Origin of the sequence: Amycolatopsis magusensis (assembly GCF_017875555.1) — a bacterium.
Lineage (GTDB): Bacteria > Actinomycetota > Actinomycetes > Mycobacteriales > Pseudonocardiaceae > Amycolatopsis > Amycolatopsis magusensis.
Genome location: NZ_JAGGMS010000001.1, coordinates 6644659 through 6660078 on the forward strand (window position 1 = coordinate 6644659; position 15420 = coordinate 6660078).

General features: G+C 69.9%; 14 protein-coding genes. 4 read left to right on the top strand and 10 right to left on the bottom strand.

What is annotated here, in order from left to right; genetic code table 11:
- Window positions 1-75: 75 nt before the first annotated feature.
- From JOM49_RS29450 to JOM49_RS29460, 3 genes are all read right to left on the bottom strand, one after another.
- The gene (locus JOM49_RS29450) at window positions 76-300 is read right to left on the bottom strand and encodes a DUF6480 family protein (RefSeq protein ID WP_209667441.1); all 225 of its coding nucleotides are present in this window, start codon (window positions 298-300) and stop codon (window positions 76-78) included.
- Window positions 301-421: 121 nt separating this feature from the next.
- On the bottom strand, window positions 422-907 hold the full coding sequence (locus JOM49_RS29455) for an NUDIX domain-containing protein (RefSeq protein WP_282768619.1): 486 nt from the start codon (window positions 905-907) through the stop codon (window positions 422-424).
- Window positions 904-2163: an NsdA family TPR-like regulatory protein gene (locus JOM49_RS29460; RefSeq protein ID WP_209667443.1), complete on the bottom strand. Its 1260-nt coding sequence runs from the start codon at window positions 2161-2163 to the stop codon at window positions 904-906. The genes JOM49_RS29455 and JOM49_RS29460 overlap by 4 nt, the downstream gene beginning before the upstream one ends.
- A 139-nt stretch (window positions 2164-2302) precedes the next feature.
- On the opposite strand from JOM49_RS29460, the gene JOM49_RS29465 reads away from it, so the two are divergent.
- Complete coding sequence (locus tag JOM49_RS29465) at window positions 2303-2539, top strand: hypothetical protein (protein ID WP_209667444.1); 237 nt, start codon at window positions 2303-2305, stop codon at window positions 2537-2539.
- Window positions 2540-2846: 307 nt separating this feature from the next.
- Here JOM49_RS29465 and JOM49_RS29470 read toward each other — a convergent pair whose 3' ends face one another.
- The 6 genes from JOM49_RS29470 to JOM49_RS29495 form a co-directional block, all read right to left on the bottom strand.
- Window positions 2847-3905 (bottom strand): DegT/DnrJ/EryC1/StrS family aminotransferase, encoded by a 1059-nt coding sequence (locus JOM49_RS29470; RefSeq protein WP_209667445.1) that lies wholly within the window; start codon window positions 3903-3905, stop codon window positions 2847-2849.
- A gap of 6 nt (window positions 3906-3911) precedes the next feature.
- On the bottom strand, window positions 3912-5291 hold the full coding sequence (locus JOM49_RS29475) for a glycosyltransferase (protein WP_209667446.1): 1380 nt from the start codon (window positions 5289-5291) through the stop codon (window positions 3912-3914).
- A gap of 207 nt (window positions 5292-5498) precedes the next feature.
- Window positions 5499-7919, bottom strand: coding sequence for a glycoside hydrolase family 3 protein (locus JOM49_RS29480; protein ID WP_209667447.1), 2421 nt, complete (start codon window positions 7917-7919; stop codon window positions 5499-5501).
- Between the two features lie 24 nt (window positions 7920-7943).
- Window positions 7944-9203, bottom strand: coding sequence for an ABC transporter substrate-binding protein (locus tag JOM49_RS29485; protein WP_209667448.1), 1260 nt, complete (start codon window positions 9201-9203; stop codon window positions 7944-7946).
- A gap of 35 nt (window positions 9204-9238) precedes the next feature.
- Window positions 9239-10057, bottom strand: coding sequence for a carbohydrate ABC transporter permease (locus JOM49_RS29490; RefSeq protein ID WP_209667449.1), 819 nt, complete (start codon window positions 10055-10057; stop codon window positions 9239-9241).
- Window positions 10054-10953, bottom strand: coding sequence for a carbohydrate ABC transporter permease (locus JOM49_RS29495; protein WP_209667450.1), 900 nt, complete (start codon window positions 10951-10953; stop codon window positions 10054-10056). Before JOM49_RS29495 ends, JOM49_RS29490 begins: the two co-directional genes overlap by 4 nt.
- Window positions 10954-11262: 309 nt before the next feature.
- On the opposite strand from JOM49_RS29495, the gene JOM49_RS29500 reads away from it, so the two are divergent.
- The 3 genes from JOM49_RS29500 (at window position 11263) to JOM49_RS29510 (ending at window position 14773) form a co-directional block, all read left to right on the top strand.
- The gene (locus JOM49_RS29500) at window positions 11263-12648 is read left to right on the top strand and encodes an alpha/beta hydrolase family protein (protein ID WP_209667451.1); all 1386 of its coding nucleotides are present in this window, start codon (window positions 11263-11265) and stop codon (window positions 12646-12648) included.
- A 22-nt stretch (window positions 12649-12670) separates the two neighbouring features.
- On the top strand, window positions 12671-13297 hold the full coding sequence (locus JOM49_RS29505) for a sensor domain-containing protein (protein WP_245369523.1): 627 nt from the start codon (window positions 12671-12673) through the stop codon (window positions 13295-13297).
- Window positions 13298-13402: 105 nt separating this feature from the next.
- The gene (locus JOM49_RS29510) at window positions 13403-14773 is read left to right on the top strand and encodes an FAD-binding oxidoreductase (protein WP_209667453.1); all 1371 of its coding nucleotides are present in this window, start codon (window positions 13403-13405) and stop codon (window positions 14771-14773) included.
- Here JOM49_RS29510 and JOM49_RS29515 read toward each other — a convergent pair.
- The gene (locus tag JOM49_RS29515; RefSeq protein ID WP_209667454.1) at window positions 14754-15200 is read right to left on the bottom strand and encodes a hypothetical protein; all 447 of its coding nucleotides are present in this window, start codon (window positions 15198-15200) and stop codon (window positions 14754-14756) included. The genes JOM49_RS29510 and JOM49_RS29515 overlap by 20 nt on opposite strands.
- Between the last annotated feature and the right edge of the window lie 220 nt (window positions 15201-15420).

The following is a 15420-nucleotide window of genomic DNA, read 5'->3' on the forward strand; positions in this document are numbered from 1 at the left end:
CAGCTGCCGGCGTCCGCACCGATGCACAACCGATGCAGACCTCAGCCTAGAGCGATTCACTCCTTCGTGCAGCTTCTAGTTGAAGAAGTCGAAGGCGCGCAGGACGAAGAAGGCCGCCACACCGAGGACCAGCACGCCGAGCACCACGAGCACGGTGATCGGCACGGCTCGGGAGGGCATGGGCTGGGGGTGGGAAAGCCCGGACGTCTGACCAGCGTCGGGCGGGGTGTCCCCTGGCGAGACCGAACCGCCCGGCTCCAGCCCTGGTGCTTCGTCCGGCTCCGGACCCGGTGCTGTCATACCCCCACCCTGACACGAGGGCCAGACCCGGGCCAATCGAACACGAGGGCGCGACGTCAGCGCCAAGCGCTACATGATCGATGCGTGGCTACCTGCTTCTCGTCCCGCGGGCGACGAGGTATCAGCGCCGCTCGGCGTAGTCGGTGCCGCCGCCCGCCAACGCTGCGAGTGCCCGGTCCACCAGAGCCGCGATGTCCGGCCGGAGCCGGCGACGTGCCTCCTCCGGGGTGACGAACGCCAGCTCAGCCACCTCGTCGTCCGCCGGGCGCAAGCCCGCAGCGACATCGGCGGCCAATGTCCCCGCGTCGAACACGAACATCAGCTGGTCATCCCAGGGACCGTGCGGGCCGACCCACTCCAGCGCCAGCACCCGGCCGACCTTGACCGCGATGCCGAGTTCCTCGCACACCTCACGCTCCGCGGCAGCGCTCGGCGACTCGTTGGCTTCCGCCATCCCGCCCGGCAGATCCCAGAAGTCCTTGTACGTCGGGTTCACCAGCAACACCCGGCCGCCGTCGTCACGAAGCAGAACATCGGCGGCGACGCGCTTGCGAGCCTGCTTCGCGTTGCCCTCGGCCAGGTAGGCCCAGCGGTCGGGATCGGTCACACCGGCCACCGAGCGCCCTCTTCGGCCGTCGTGACCGGGGTGGCCGTCAGGCAGGTCAAGAACTCCGCCACCTCGGGGACGGCAGCGTGCGGGCGCAGCACGTCCCCCAGCCGGTCGAGCCGGGCTCGCACCCGCGCCGACGTCAGCGACGTGGCGACCCGGCACAGTTCCGTGCCGATGACGGCGGCCTCCTCCAGCCGGCCCGAATCGGCCAGCACGCGGGCCAGAGTGAGTTTGCCGAAAGCCCGGGACCGCACCCGGTCCCCGCTGCGCAACTCGATGACACGCTCGGCGTGACGCTGTGCGCCGGGCAGATCCCCGAGCCGCCGCAAGCACAGCGCGACCTCGCCGGCCAGGGACGCTTCGTCGAAGCCGGAGATCCAGGCCACGGCTCCCTCCCCGTCCGCCGCCGACAGCGTGCGCTCCGCGTTTCCGAGCGCCGCCACGCTTTCCCGGCCGTCGCCGCGCATGGCCAGCCCCCGCGCCCGCATCGCGTGCAACCGCGCCGTCAGCCGGGTGGTGCCTGTGGTGCAAGCTGTCCTTTCCAGGCCCGCTTCCGCGATGCGCACCGCGTCCACGGACTCCCCCAACTGCCCAGCCAGGTGCGACATCGACGCGCACACATTCGCTGCCAGTGCGTCGTGGTCCGCCACGGACGCCAAGCGGAACGCGCTCTCGAAGTGCCGCCGGGCGGCATGGTCCTTCCCGCCGTCGTGGGCCATCCACCCGGCGATCTCGGTCACCGACGACGCGGCCGCGAACAGCCCCGACCCCACCGAGCCGCCCACGTCGAGCAGCCGAGGCCCGATCTCCGCATTCAGGTAGCGCACCACCTGCCCGTACAGCAGTCCGCCACCCACCTTCCGGTCGGCGGAGGTGAACGCCGACGCCATGGCCCGGATCGCGACCACTTCGGCCTCGGCAGGCGGTTCCTCGGCCGGTGGCTCGCGGAGCGGGGGCGCCGGTGCACAGCGGACCGGACGGCGGTTCGCCGCTGACGGCCGAAAGCCGAGCTCGGCTTGGGACCGGTGCAGCACGGCGGCGAAGGCGGCGCGGTAGTCGGCGTTCGGCCATCGGATCTTGCCCCGCTCCAGCCGGGCGACGTAGTGCTCGTCCACCACGCCGTGGCGGTCCGAGTGCACGCCGAGCCAGGAGTTCACCGCGTCGGCCAGCTCTTGCCTGCTCATCGCGGTCCCGGCGACGCGCGGCGACGGCACAGCCTCGCGGGCTGCGCGCAACTGGTCGTTCCGCTCCATGCGGGTCCCCTCCAGTAGGGCTGGCTCCATTTTGCCCCGCAGATCAGCCCCCGGAACAGCCCGGTAGCTATGCCGTTATCGACAGGGCGTGATCGGGCGAGGCTACTCCCGTGACATCCAGCAGCGTACGGAATGCGGGATGAACGCCTCCGCCGACGATGCCCAGCCGGAATGGGTGACCATCGCGCAGCGGCGGCACCGGATCGTGAGCTGGCACCACACCGCGCTGTGGACGTACGCGCGGTCCGCGTGTGGTCAGCTGCTCACGGCTTCCCTCAGCGACAGGGCATCCGACGCGCCCGTGTGCGTGCCCTGCGCCGCGCTGGGCCCCGAGCCGTCGCGAACAGGAACCGTGGTCATCGACCCGCGCTCGTAGCAGACTGACGTAGCTGTTCATCTCGTCGCTACGGCCTAGGTGGAGACACGCATGGCGAAGCCGGACAACCCGGACGACAGCAAGAAGCGGTTCCGCATCACGCTCGCACCGTCGAACCCCGGAGATCGACCGGAGGTCCACCACACCCGGGCATGGTCGGCAGCGGCCGCGGGCACAAATTCGCCAACAGCAGGGTGTTGAAGGTCGAGCACGCGCCGGAAGCCCCGCCGCCCTCCAAGTTGGGTCTCGCGCTGGCGCGCGGAGTCAACGCCATGAACGATCTACGCCGAATAGTCGGCGCTGCTGTTCAGTCGGCGCCGTAGAAGTGGCGGATTCGGCTGATGATGTAGTCCTGGTCGTGTTCGGTGAGGTCCGTGTACGTCGGCAGGTAAAGGCCGCTGGCGGAGAACCGCGCGGCGTTCAGGGAGCGCCAGCTCGGGTCGTGGTACATGGGCTGGCCGCTCATCGGGATGAAGAACGGCCGCGTGTCGACACCCTCGCCCGCGAGGTATGCGCTCAGCTCGTCCCGTCGGTCGGCGAGTACGTCGAACATCCACAGCACGTCGCGCGGCGGCATGAGGGTGAGGCCCTCGATGCCTTCGAGGCCCGCTTGGTACCGCTTTTCGATGGTCGCCCGCATCGCCAGGATCTCGTCCAGGCGTTCCACCTGCGCCAGCGCCACGCTCGCCTGCAGGTTCGTGAGCCGGAAGTTGTAGGCGACCTTGCGGTGCAGGTAGTTGTGCTCGCTGCTGGCCCCCAGCCCGCGCAGGTGCGCCATCTGGTCGGCCAGCCACGGGTCGTCGGTCAGGCAGATCCCGCCCTCGCCGGAGGTGATGATCTTGTTGGCGAACAGCGAGAAGCAGGCGATGTCCCCGACCGGGCGGACGCCGTGCGCCTCGGCGGTGTCCTCGACCACCCGCAGCCCGTACTCGTGCGCCAAGCGCATGATGGTGGCCATGTCGCACCGCCTGCCGTAGACGTGCACCGGCATGATCACCTTCGTCCGCGGGGTGATCTTCTCCTCGATCAGCCCGGCGTCGATGGTCAGGTCGTCGGCGCAGTCCACGAACACCGGGGTGGCGCCCAGGTAGGTCACCGCCCAGGCCGAGGCCACGTAGGTGAACTCGGGCACCAATACCTCGTCGCCCGGTCCGACGCCGAGCGCCCGCAGCGCGACCGTCAGCGCCGCGGTGCCCGAGGAGCAGGAGACCCCGCGGGCCACCCCGTTGTACTCGGCGAAGGCGCGCTCGAACTTCGCCACGTTCGGGCCCTGGGACGAGATCCAGTTCCCCGTGACGGCCTCGGTGACGTAGGCGAGTTCGTTGCCGCCGAGGCAGGGCTTGGAGATCGGGTAGGTGAGAGACATGCCTCGTCAGTCCTGTTCCATCGCGGGGAGGCCGAGCACCAGGTCGGCGGCCTTCTGCCGGCCGCCGGCCGCGGCGTACAGCTCGGCGTAGGCTTCCGCCTTGACGCGGAAGGAGTCGTCCGCGAGCACCCGCTCGATCTTGTCGAGCAGGTCGTCCGCGTGCAGCTCCCACGGCTTGTCCAGGGTGAGCGAGACGCCGAAGTCCAGTCCGCGGCGAGCCTGGTCGTAGGTGTCCACCCACATCGGGCGAAGCACCTGCGGCTTGCCGAAGTAGACGCCCTCGGCGAACCCGTTCCCGCCCGCGTGCCCGACGAACAGCTTCACGTTCTCGTGAGCCAGGACGTCCAGCTGTGACGGCACCCAGCTTTCGATCCGCACGTTCGCCGGGAGCGTCGACGGCAGCCACTTCTGCTGCGCCTTCGGCAGCTTCCACAGCACGTGGTGCCTGCCGTCCAGCCGCCGCACCACTTCCACCACCGCGCCGACCTGGTCGGCGGTGAGCCGGGTGTTCGTGCCGAGTCCGATGTAGATCACCGACTCACGGGCCGAGAGCCATTCGTCCAGTTCGGACCCCGGCGCCTGCGGCAGCGGTGGCAGCAGCGCGCCGACCAGCTTCATGTTGTCCGGAATGGACAGTGGGTACTCCAGTTCCGGCACCGTGTGGACCAGCGCCAGTTCCGCGTGCTCGACCCGCGAGAACTGACCCGCCACCTCGGGCGCGATACCGAGCTCCTTGCGGACCTCGGCGTCCTCCATCCACTGCTTCCGCATGCCCGAGGACATTCCCATGGCGATCGTGCGGAACTGCAGGATCCGGTTCTGCAGCTTCTGCACCAGGTTCTGCTCATAGGGCAGGCCGGAATGGGGCACCGGGAAATCGCGCGGGGCGTAGGACTTGCCGAACGGGACGTAGGAGACCAGCACGTTGCTCGGCAGGAAAGGCACGTTGAGCACGTAGGGGATCTTCTTGGTGATGGCCAGTTCGATGCCGTACTGGCACATGCAGTCGATCACCATCAGCGCGGGCTGGATCTTCTCGACGGCCTCTTCCAGCTTGCGGTACTTCGGCACGCGCTGGCGGGGGTCGATGTTCTTGGCGATGATCGCCCGGCGCGCCTTGAACCGGGACTTCTGGGTGACCTTCCGGTAGGTCTCGTCGTCCCAGTTCTCCGAAAGCACGTCGGGGTGGTGCTCGCCGAGGGAGAAGAACTCGACCGGGGTGCCGGAGTCGATCGCCTCCACATCGGCGCGCCGCGCCTCGTCGGTGGCGAACCACAGATCCTCGACGCCGCGGCGGGACAACTCGTCGGCGAGCACGAGCATCGTGTTGATCAGGCCGCTGCCGATCATGCTCACGAACAGAATCGGCCGCTGACTCGAACTCATCTACGACTCCCCTTCGGCGATCGTGGCCCCGTCTTCGCCGCAGCATGCCGCATCCCTCCGCGCCGGTGATCGTTCTCGAGCAAAACCCCTAGACAATGGCTCCGGAATTCCGCGCAGCACGAACGAATTCGGGTTTGCCGGGAAAGCCGGAAGTATTCGCCAAATCCGAATTAGAATCCTATAACGCGCGAATCGGTCATACGCCGCTTACAGGGTGATCGTGCGCCGGACGGGCAGGTCGCGCGAGGAGGTGCCCGCCGAGAGCGTGCAAAGGCCGGGCGTGAGCACGAATCGGTGGGTGGCGGTGTCCCAGATCGACAGTGCGCGATCGGGAACCGTGATGCTCACCTGGGCCTGCTGCCCCGGTCCCAAGTGGACCTTGCGGAAGCCGACGAGGCGGCGTGGTTCCGCGGCCGCCGCGGCGGGCAGGGCGGCGTAGAGCTGGACGGTCTGCCAGCCCGCCCGGGTCCCGGTGTTGGTGAGCGTGGCGGTGGCCGTGACCTTCCCGGCGGTCCGGGCAAGGTTCAGCCCGCCCAGGGCGAAGGTGGTGTAGGACAGGCCGTGGCCGAACGGGAACAGCGGTTGCTGCCCGGCGCGGTCATAGTACCGGTAGCCGACGTGCACGCCCTCGTCGAAGCGCACCACCTGCCCGATGCCGGGGTAGCCGGACGGTCCCTGCGCCGCGGAGGCGGGGAAGGTGACCGGCAGGCGCCCGGCCGGGTCGCTGTCTCCGAAGAGGACGGCGGCCAGCGCGGTGCCCATACCGCGTCCGCCGTACCAGGTCTGCACCACGGCACGGACCGAGTTCAGCCACGGCATGGCGACCGCCCCGTCGGTGTTGAGGATGACCACGGTGTTCGGGTTGGCGGCGGCCACCGCGGCGATGAGGTCGTCCTGGTCGCCCGGCAGCGCCAGGGTCGAGTGGTCCATGTCCTCACCGGCGACGCGGTTGACCACGACGATCGCGGCGTCGGCCTTCGCGGCCGTGCCCGCCGCCGCGGGGATGAGCGAATCGGGCTGCCAGCCGAAGGTGAGGGCGGCTTCGCCGGGAGTGCCGGTGCTGTTGGTGTATTCGACGGTGATCGGCACCGGCTGCCCGGCGGTGAGCCGGGCGGTGCCCTGGAGCGGGTAGTCGAACGGCCCGAGGAAGAACCGCTTCATGTGCCGAATACCGGAAACCACGGTCTTGCCGCCGACGACCAGCTTCGCCGTACCGGACGCGAGCAGGGAGAAGCGGTGCAGGCCGGTGACCGACGGGCTCAGGGTGCCGGTCCACCGCGCCGACCACACGGCGGGCAGCCCGGCGACCGGCGGCTGCGAGAAGTCCAGTGTGGACACCTTCTGCGTGGCGACCGGCGTGCCCACCGGCTCGGGGCCGGCGTAGAAGGTGCCGGTCAGCCCACCCGGAAGGGCCGTGCCGGGTACCACGGGCAGTGGGACGTCACCCAGGGTGCCCGGCGCGGTGGTCACCCCGACAGCCGAGCCCGCGCGGTCGCGGATCGCTTGCAGCGGCGTGGTCCAGGCGCCGGGGTCGACGTAACTGGAGCCGGAGACGCCCGTCAGCGCGCCGGTGCCCGTGACGCCGATGACGGCCAGTGACCGCACCGCGGGACCCAACGGCAGCATCGAGTCGCGGTTGCTCAGCAGGACCGTGGCATGCGTGGCGATCTCGTGCGCCAGTGCCTGGTGCGCCGGGGTGGTGACCACCGGCGCCGGTGCCGGGAGCGGGTGGTCGAACAGGCCCGCGTCGAACATGCTGCTCAGGATCCGGCGTGCGGCGTCCTCGATGCGGGCCGCCGGGACCCCTGCGGCGAGTTGCTCGGCGGACACGCGCACCCCGCCGGGACCGAGCCCGGCGAGGTCCATCCCCGCGTTGGCGGCGGCGATCTGGTCGTCACCGGCCCAGAAGTCCGGCACCGTGTGGCCCTGCAGCCCCAGCAGCCGCTTGAGGTCGTCGAACAGGCCGGGGTGCTGGACCGCGAAGGTGCCGTTGACCTTGGGGTAGGCCAGCATCACCGAAGCGAGGGCGTTCGCCTCGACCGCCGCGCGGAACGGGGCGTGGTACACCTCGTGCAGCGTGCGTTCGTCCACCTTGACGTCGACCACCAGCCGGTCGAGCTCCTGGGTGTAGGCGCCGAAGTGCTTGAGCGTGGCCACCACGTGGCCTTGGCGCAGTGCCTTGACCGCCGCGGCGGCGAGCACCCCGGACAGGTGCGGGTCCTCCCCGAAACCCTCGGACTGGCGGCCGAAGTGCCAGGTGCGGGTGAGGTCGGCGGTGGGCGCGAGCAGGTTGGTGAACCCCTTGCCCCGGCCCTCGGCGGCGACCGCGGTGGCGAGCTTCCCCACGAGGTCCGGGTGGAAGGTCGCGGCCTGGGCCAGCGGCACGGGGAACGCCGTGACGCCGGTTTCGCCACGCAGTCCCGCGGACGCGTCGGCGATGCTCAACGCGGGGATGCCGAGACTTGCCAAGGCTGGGAAGTCGCAGCGCAGCAGGGCGATCTTCTGCGCCGGGCTCATCCTGGCGAGCAGTTGATCGACTCTGGGGTCGGCGGCGCGGGCCACGCCCGGGGCGAGCGCGGCGGCGAGGGTGGTGAGCAGGGCGGCTGAGATGAAGCTGCGTCGATCCATGTCGGCCTTTCCGATCGGCGGGTTTCAGCGGGTGGCGTAGGCCTTGTCCAGTGCTTCGAGGGCCTGCGGCACGGTGGCGGAACCGGAGAAGAGCTTCTGCACCTGGCTGAAGTGCTCCTGCTGCACCTTCGGGTTCGGCCAGAGCTGGTCCATGAACGGCACCGTGGTCCCGGCCCGCAGGTGCTGGTCGAGCACGCCGAGCGCGGGGTCGGCGCGGAAACTCGCGTTGGGGATAGCGGGCAGGGTGCCGCCCTGTTCGTTGTAAAGGTTCTGTCCCTGCTCGGAGCCGAGGAAGTCGGCGAACTTCAGTGCCAGATCGGGGTTTCCGCTCTTGGCGTTCACCCCGTACGCGGCCGAGATGGCGCCGGGCATCCGGACCTTGGCGGGATCGTTGCCCGCGGGCAGGGCGAACATGCGCAACTCGGCGCCGGGTGCCTCCGTGCGGATCTGCGCGAGGCTGCTGGCCACCTGCACCACGCCGACGGCCTTGCCCTGCGCGACGTCCTTGAGCGAGTTCTCGTAGCTCGTGCCCAGCGGCTGGTCGCTGAAGCAGCCCGCGCGGTCCAGCTCCTGGTACTTCTCCAGCGCGACCCGCCAGCCGGAGTCGGCGAACCGCACCTGGCCAGCGGCCATCTTCCCGGCGAAGCCAGGGTCGTCGGCGTACACGGTGGTGGCCGCCAGCGCGTAGGTGACCAGCTGGGTCACCCACGGGGTCTGGTTGCCCAGCGAGAGCAGCACCTTGCCGTTGGCGCGCGCCTTGCCGCACAACGCGATCAGCTCGTCCCAGGTGCGGGGTTCCTGGCCGCCGATCGCGGTCAGCGCGGGCTGGGTGTAGAGCACGCCGATGCCGCTGTAGTTGGCGGGCACCAGATACGTCCTGCCCTCGACCTGGGTGACCTCGCGGCTGGCCGCCGGGATCGCCCCGGCGAACGGGCGGTCGCTGAGGTCGGCGAGGTACCCGGCGGGCTGGAGCACCTGCAGCGCACCGGGATTGCCGTTGCCCGGCCACACGGTGAACACGTCCGGGCCGGTGCCGGAGGACGACTGGGTGCGCAGCGTGCTCTGCAGCTGGTCGGTGTCGGCGTAGGTCACCGTGACCTGCTTTCCCGGGTTCGCCTGTTCGAACGCGGCGACCACCGCGTCCATCGCGGTCCGGTCGGTGGCGTTGGCGGCGACCTCCAGGCTGTTCGGGTCCGATGTGGACGATCCGGAACCGCAGCCGGACAGGGCCAGCGCGGCGGTGAGGACGGTGGCCGCGAGGCGGCCGGGGGTGCGGATGGGCATGGTTGTGCTCCGTGGGGGGCGTGTGGTGGCGCCGGTCAGCCCTTGAGGCCGCCGGCGAATCCTTGGATGACGCGTTTCTGCAGGGCGAAGTAGACGAGCAGCATCGGCGCGGTGCCGATGACCAGCCCGGCGAACACCATCGGCCACTGGGACACGTACTGGCCCACGAAGCCGAAGAGCGCGACCGGCACCGTCTGCTGCCCGGTGCCGCTGAGGTAGAGCAGCGGGGTGAGGAAGTCGTTCCAGACGAAGATCGCGTTGAGGATGACCACCGTGCCGGTGATCGGGCGCAGCAACGGCAGCACCACGGAGAAGAACGCCCGCAGCGGACCACAGCCGTCGATCAGCGCGGCTTCTTCATAGGCGGGATCGAGCGCGCGCAGGAATCCGGTGTAGAGGAACACCGAGAACGGCGTCTGGAGACCGGTGTAGAACACCACCAGCGCCAGCGGGTTCCCGAGCAGGCCGAGGTCGCGCATGCTCTGGTACAGCGGGATCAGCGCGAGCTGGAACGGCAGCAGCAGGCCGAGCATGAACAGCCCGAACGCCGCCTTCGACCAGGTGCGGGTGCTCCGCGCCAGCGGGTAGGCCGCCATCGCCGAGAGCACCACCACCAGCACCACGCTGCCGGCGGTGATCAGCGTGCTGGTCAGCAGCGCGGAGCCGAGCCCGGCCTGCTGCCACGCGTCGCCGTAGTTGGCCAGCGTCGGCGTGGACAGCGCGATCGGGGAACTCTGGTCACCCGGTTGCCGCAGTGACAGGGAAACCAGCACGTACACCGGGAAGGCGAAGACGAGCGCCGCGGCGACCATCGCGGCTTCGAGCACGGCGGTGCGCCAGGTGTAGCGGTTCACGAGAAGTCCTCCCGCCGCCGCAGCCCCCGGTACTGCACCGCGCTGATCACCGCGACGAGCACGGTGAGCACCAGCGCGAGCGCGATGCTGTAGGCGAAGTCGTTGAACTGGAACGCCTGCCGGTAGATCACCGTGGACAGCGTGTCGGTGGCGCCACCGGGACCGCCCTGGGTCATCACCCACACCTGGTCGAACAGCTTGAGCCCGCCGATCACCGACAACATCAGGTTGATCGTCATCGCCGGGGCCAGCATCGGCCGGGTGACGTGCCAGAACCGGCCCAGCGCCCCGGCCCCGTCCAGCGCGGCCGCCTCGTGGACCTCCTGCGGGATGGATTGCAGCCCCGCCAGGAAGATCACCATCGAGTAGCCGGCGAACTGCCAGATGACCACCGCGACCACCGACCACAGCGCCAGGTCCGGGTCACCGAGCCAGTCCTGCTGCCATGACCCGAGGCCCAGCGCGGCGAACAGGGCGTTGATCGCGCCTTCCGGGGCGTAGAGGTATTTCCACAGGTACGCGGTGACCACCGGGGTGATCACCGCCGGGGCGAAGAAGAACACCCGCAGCACGGTCCGGCTCCTGATGCGGGCGTGCACGCCCAGGGCCAGCAGCAGCCCGATCACGTTCTGCACCACCGTGATGCCCGCGGCCGCGAGCAGCGTGTTCACCAGTGCCAGGCGCGCGGTCTCGTCGTCGAGCAGGGTGCGGAAGTTGTCCAGCCCGGCGAAGTCGGGTGCCGGGGTGATGCCGTCCCAGTCGGTGAAGGCGTAGCCCGCGCCCTGGACGCTCGGCACCACGACCACGAAGACGAAGAAGGCCAGCGCCGGGGCGAGGAACCACCAGGGAGCCGTGGGCGGGCCGCCGCGCCGTCTCGAGCCGAGCTTCGTTGCCATGCCGAGGTTTCCGTTCTCCGCCGCGCCCACCGCGAGACGGGATTGAAACGTTTTACCGTGGGAGCACCACTGTGACGGAGGCCGCGCGATCACGGAAATGAATGTCGGTGATGGCACCCATCCACGCGATGAATGCACGTACCACCGCGCGCATTTTCCTCGTTTTGTGGAATTCGTTCCGCAGAACGAGGAATTCCGGCGACGACCGGTATTCCGACAACTTTCGACACACTAGGAATGATTCATGGGGAAACCCCCAGCGAACCGCTCCTAGAATACGTTTTCATCCGAGGAAAGGAACACGGTGCCATGCGCCTGGTAGGACGAACGGCGGCTTTGCTCACCGTGTTCGCGGCGTTGTTCCCTTCGTCTCTCGTGTCCGCGAGCGCGGCGCAGCCGTCCGCGTTCCGCCACACCGAGGTCTCCTTCACCAGCGCGAGCAAAACCATGCACGGGTCACTGGTGGTCCCGCCCGGCGAGGGCGCTCCCCGGCCGGCGATGGTGCTGGTGCACGGCTCCGGTGAAGGGAAGCGCGAGGAGTTGCGCAAGCAGGCGGAGGCCTTCGCCGCCCAAGGCGTGGTGTCGCTGATCTACGACAAGGACACCAGCAACTATTCTCTGATGCAGCGGGATTTCTCCGGCCTCGCCGACGACGCCGTCGCCGCGCTCGACTACCTGCGCGGGCGGCCCGAAGTGGACCCGGCCCGCACCGGGTTGTGGGGTTTCAGCGAAGGCGGCTGGGTGGCCCCGCTGGCCGCCACCCGGGCGGAGCACGCCGCGTTCCTGGTGGTCGTGGGCGCGAACGGGGTCAGCCCGTCGGAGGCGCAGGCCTGGAGCTACCGGCAGTGGATGCGCAAGCAGGGGGTGTCCAGCGAGTCGGTGCTCGACCTCGCCTCGGTCACCGCCACCCGGATCGCGGCGGAAGCCGGGCTCTTCCCGGAGGCGGATTTCGATCCCCAGCCGGCTCTGGAGGAACTACGTATTCCGGTACTCGCGATCTGGGGCGCGCAGGACCGGCAGAGCCCGCCGCGCGACGCGGCCGCCCTGTTCGCCGCCACCCAGGCCGACAACCCCGCCTTCACCATGCGCACCTTTCCCCAGGCGCACCACGCATTGGTCCACACCACCGATGGCTTCGACCGCCTCGAAGGCTTCGTTCCCGAATTCCCCGAACTCGTCGGTTCGTGGGTGAAGGACATCACCGGCGGCGCACCGGCGGCGGCTTCGGGTCCGCTGCCCGCCCAGGACGAACCGGCGGCGGAGGTCACGCCCCTCGCCTGGTACGAATCGCTGTGGGTGCAGGGATTCGCCCTGCTGGCACTGATCGTGGCCTTCGCCGCCTACCCGCTCACCGCCCTTTTCCGGGCCGTTCGCGGCAGGCCGCGGAACGGGGTGGCACCGGCGCACTGGGCTTCGTTCACCGGCCTGCTGACCGTGATCGGCTCGATGTCGTTCGTGATGCTCATCTTCACCGGTGGCGGCGAGGAGGTCGGCCCGGTGCTGTGGGGCAGGCCGGTGTTCTGGCTGGCGACCCAGGTGCTCGCGCTCGGCACGCTCGTCCTCGCGGGTGCCGCGGCCGTCCAGTGGTGGCGGGCGGACGAGGTCCGCAAAGGGCGGAAAATCCTCGCTCTGCCGCTGGGCGGGGCGTTGCTGATGATTCCCTGGGGGCTCTACTGGGGCGTTTTCCTGCCCTGAGGTCACCGGAATGGAGAATGTGATGGCCGAGGCCGAACAAACCGCCGACCGGCCGCCGCGCCGGCGGTTCTTCCGGGCGCTGGCCTACCTGCTGCTGAACCTGCCCATCGGGGTGGCGGGCTTTTCGATCCTGTTCGCCCTGACCTCGCTGGGTTTCTCCCTGGCGGTCGTGCTGATCGGGTTGCCGCTGCTCGGGTTGACCGCCCTGCTGGCCAGGTCTCTCGCGCGGATGGAACGCGCGCGGGTCCACACCATGCTGGGCACCTACATCCCGGCGCCCCACCTGGTGCCACCGGCGGGCGGGCAGCTCCGGCGGTGGACCGCGCCGCTGCGGGACGGCGCCACCTGGCGGGACCTGCTCTACGTCTTCCTGCTCTTCCCGCTCGGTGTCCTCCAGTTCTCGCTGGTGGTCGGGGCCTGGTCGGTGAGCGTGGCGTTGCTCGCCCTGCCGGTCTTCTACCACTTCGTCGACGACGGCGCCTATCGCTTCCCCAGTGAGAGCCTGCACTGGGTCACCGTGGACACCCCGCTGGAAGCCCTGCCGTGGGCGGCGCTCGGGTTCGTCTTCGCGGTGCTCTCGGTACTGCTCACCCGCGGGCTGGCCGCCGGGCACGCCCGGTTCGCCCGGGCGTTGCTCGCGGCCCGATAAGTAACCTCAGGGTTATCGATCGTTGCGTAGTTCCTCGTTGTTCGCGCCTGTCTTCCCGGTGATCGTTGTGGTGTCCGGTCCGGCTGGTCACCACGAGGAGCACCGATGTCCACGAAGGAAAACCCGTTCCACCGCCCCGCGATCGTGCTGGGTGGCACGCTGTCCACCCTGCGTTCCACCGTCCGCGGCCAGGTCTGGCTGCCGGGTGACCCGGGCTTCGACCACGTCCGCCGCCCCTGGAACCTCGCCGTCGAGCAGCCCGCGGCCGCCGTGGTCGAGGCCGCCGACGCCGAAGACGTCGTCGCACTGGTCGAGTACGCCCGCAGAGCCGGGCTGGGCATTTCCACCCAGCCCAACGGGCACGGCGCCACCGGGCGCACCGGCGGCACCATCCTGCTGCGCACCCGGCGGCTCGACTCGATCGAGATCGACCCGGTGGCCCGCCGCGCCCGCATCGGCACGGGTGTGCCGTCTGGCCGCCTGCAGAGCGCCGCCGCGGCACACGGACTGACCGGCCTGCCCGGCAGTTCCCCGGTCGTCAGCGTCACCGGCGTCGCCCTCGGCGGCGGGCTGAGCTGGTTCGGCCGCGCCCACGGCTGGGTCGCCGACAGCGTCACCGCGTTCGACATCGTGGACGCCGGAGGCCACGCCCGGCGCGTCGATGCCGAGACCGACCCCGACCTGTTCTGGGCGTTGCGCGGCGGAGGCGGCGACTTCGCCGTCGTCACCTCGCTCGAAGTGGCGCTGCACCCGGCACCACATCTCTACGGCGGCCGGGTGCTGTGGTCCGGCGAGCACACCGCCGAAGTCGCCGAGGCGTACCGGCGGCTCACCGCCACCGCGCCGGATGAGCTGACCGCCTGGCTGGAACTGCTGCACTTCCCCGGCTCGGCGCCGATGGTGGCGATCGACCTCACCCACCTCGGCAAGGCAGCCGAAGCACGGGAACTGCTGGCCCCGCTGGACCTGCTCCCCGAGCCGATCTCCGACAGCAGACGGATGCTGCCCGTCTCCGAGCTCGGCACCATCACCGCCGAACCCACCGATCCGGGCGCCGGTCTCTCGCGCGGAGAACTGCTGACCGAATTCGACGAGGTCACGGTCAAAACGCTGCTGGCCGAGCCGATCGCGCCCCTGATGAGCGTCCAGATCCGGCACCTCGGCGGCGCGTTCGCACGGCCGTCGGACAGCCCGCACGGCCCGCTGACCGAGCCCTACGCGGTGTACCTGTTCGGCATTCCGGCCGATCCGGCCACCGCCGCGGCGGTGGCCGCCCGCCAGCAGGCACTCGCCGACACACTGCCGACCAGCGGCCGCAAACCGCTGACCTTCCTCAACCCCGGCGAAACCGCGGCCGACGCCTTCGCACCCGCGTCGCTCGCCCGGCTGCGGAAGATCAAGCGGCGCACCGATCCGGCGAACACCTTCCGCAGCAATTTCCCGGTGTCGGCCGGAATCACCCCGCCGAATTCGTAGCCTGGATCGCGTCCACGCCGAATTGCAGCGGGTTGAGGACGAAACCGGCTCGGATGCGCACGAATCGATAGGGCGCGGCCGAGGGATTCGGCACCGTGGCGGTGTGGGCGCCGAGGCCGATCATGCCCAGCGGCGCGGTCGACACCCGCTGACCAGCGCCGTCGAGGAACTCCACGGTGGTCTGCACGGCCAGGTCGAACCCGTGGAAATGCACGAGGAGATCGCCGGTGCCTTCCTCTCCGGCGCCGAGGTCGAATACGACGTGGGAATTCGCGTTCCCGGACACCGTGGCGAATTCGCCGTCCGGCGCGCCGAGCGCGTTCGCCCCGTTCTGCACCACCGCGGTCGTGCTCGGGGCGATCGCGTCGGCATAGGGATCGGCGGCGAAGAGCAAGCCGGCGGCGGCCAGTACGGGGAGAAGGGTCATCCGGCCGTTCTAGCCGCCGCCGGGGAGTTCGGTCAATCGAGGCGGCCGGAGATCCCGGTTCGGTGTCATGGCGCCGAAGTTTCCGGTGAACCCCTTGACGCAGGGGGCGCCGAGGTTCTAGGACTGCCGGGTACGGGCAACAGGCGACCATCTTCCTCGAGCTGAACATCTGTGGGACGCAAGGAAATCTCGAAGGCAGGGACTGACGATCAAGATCTTC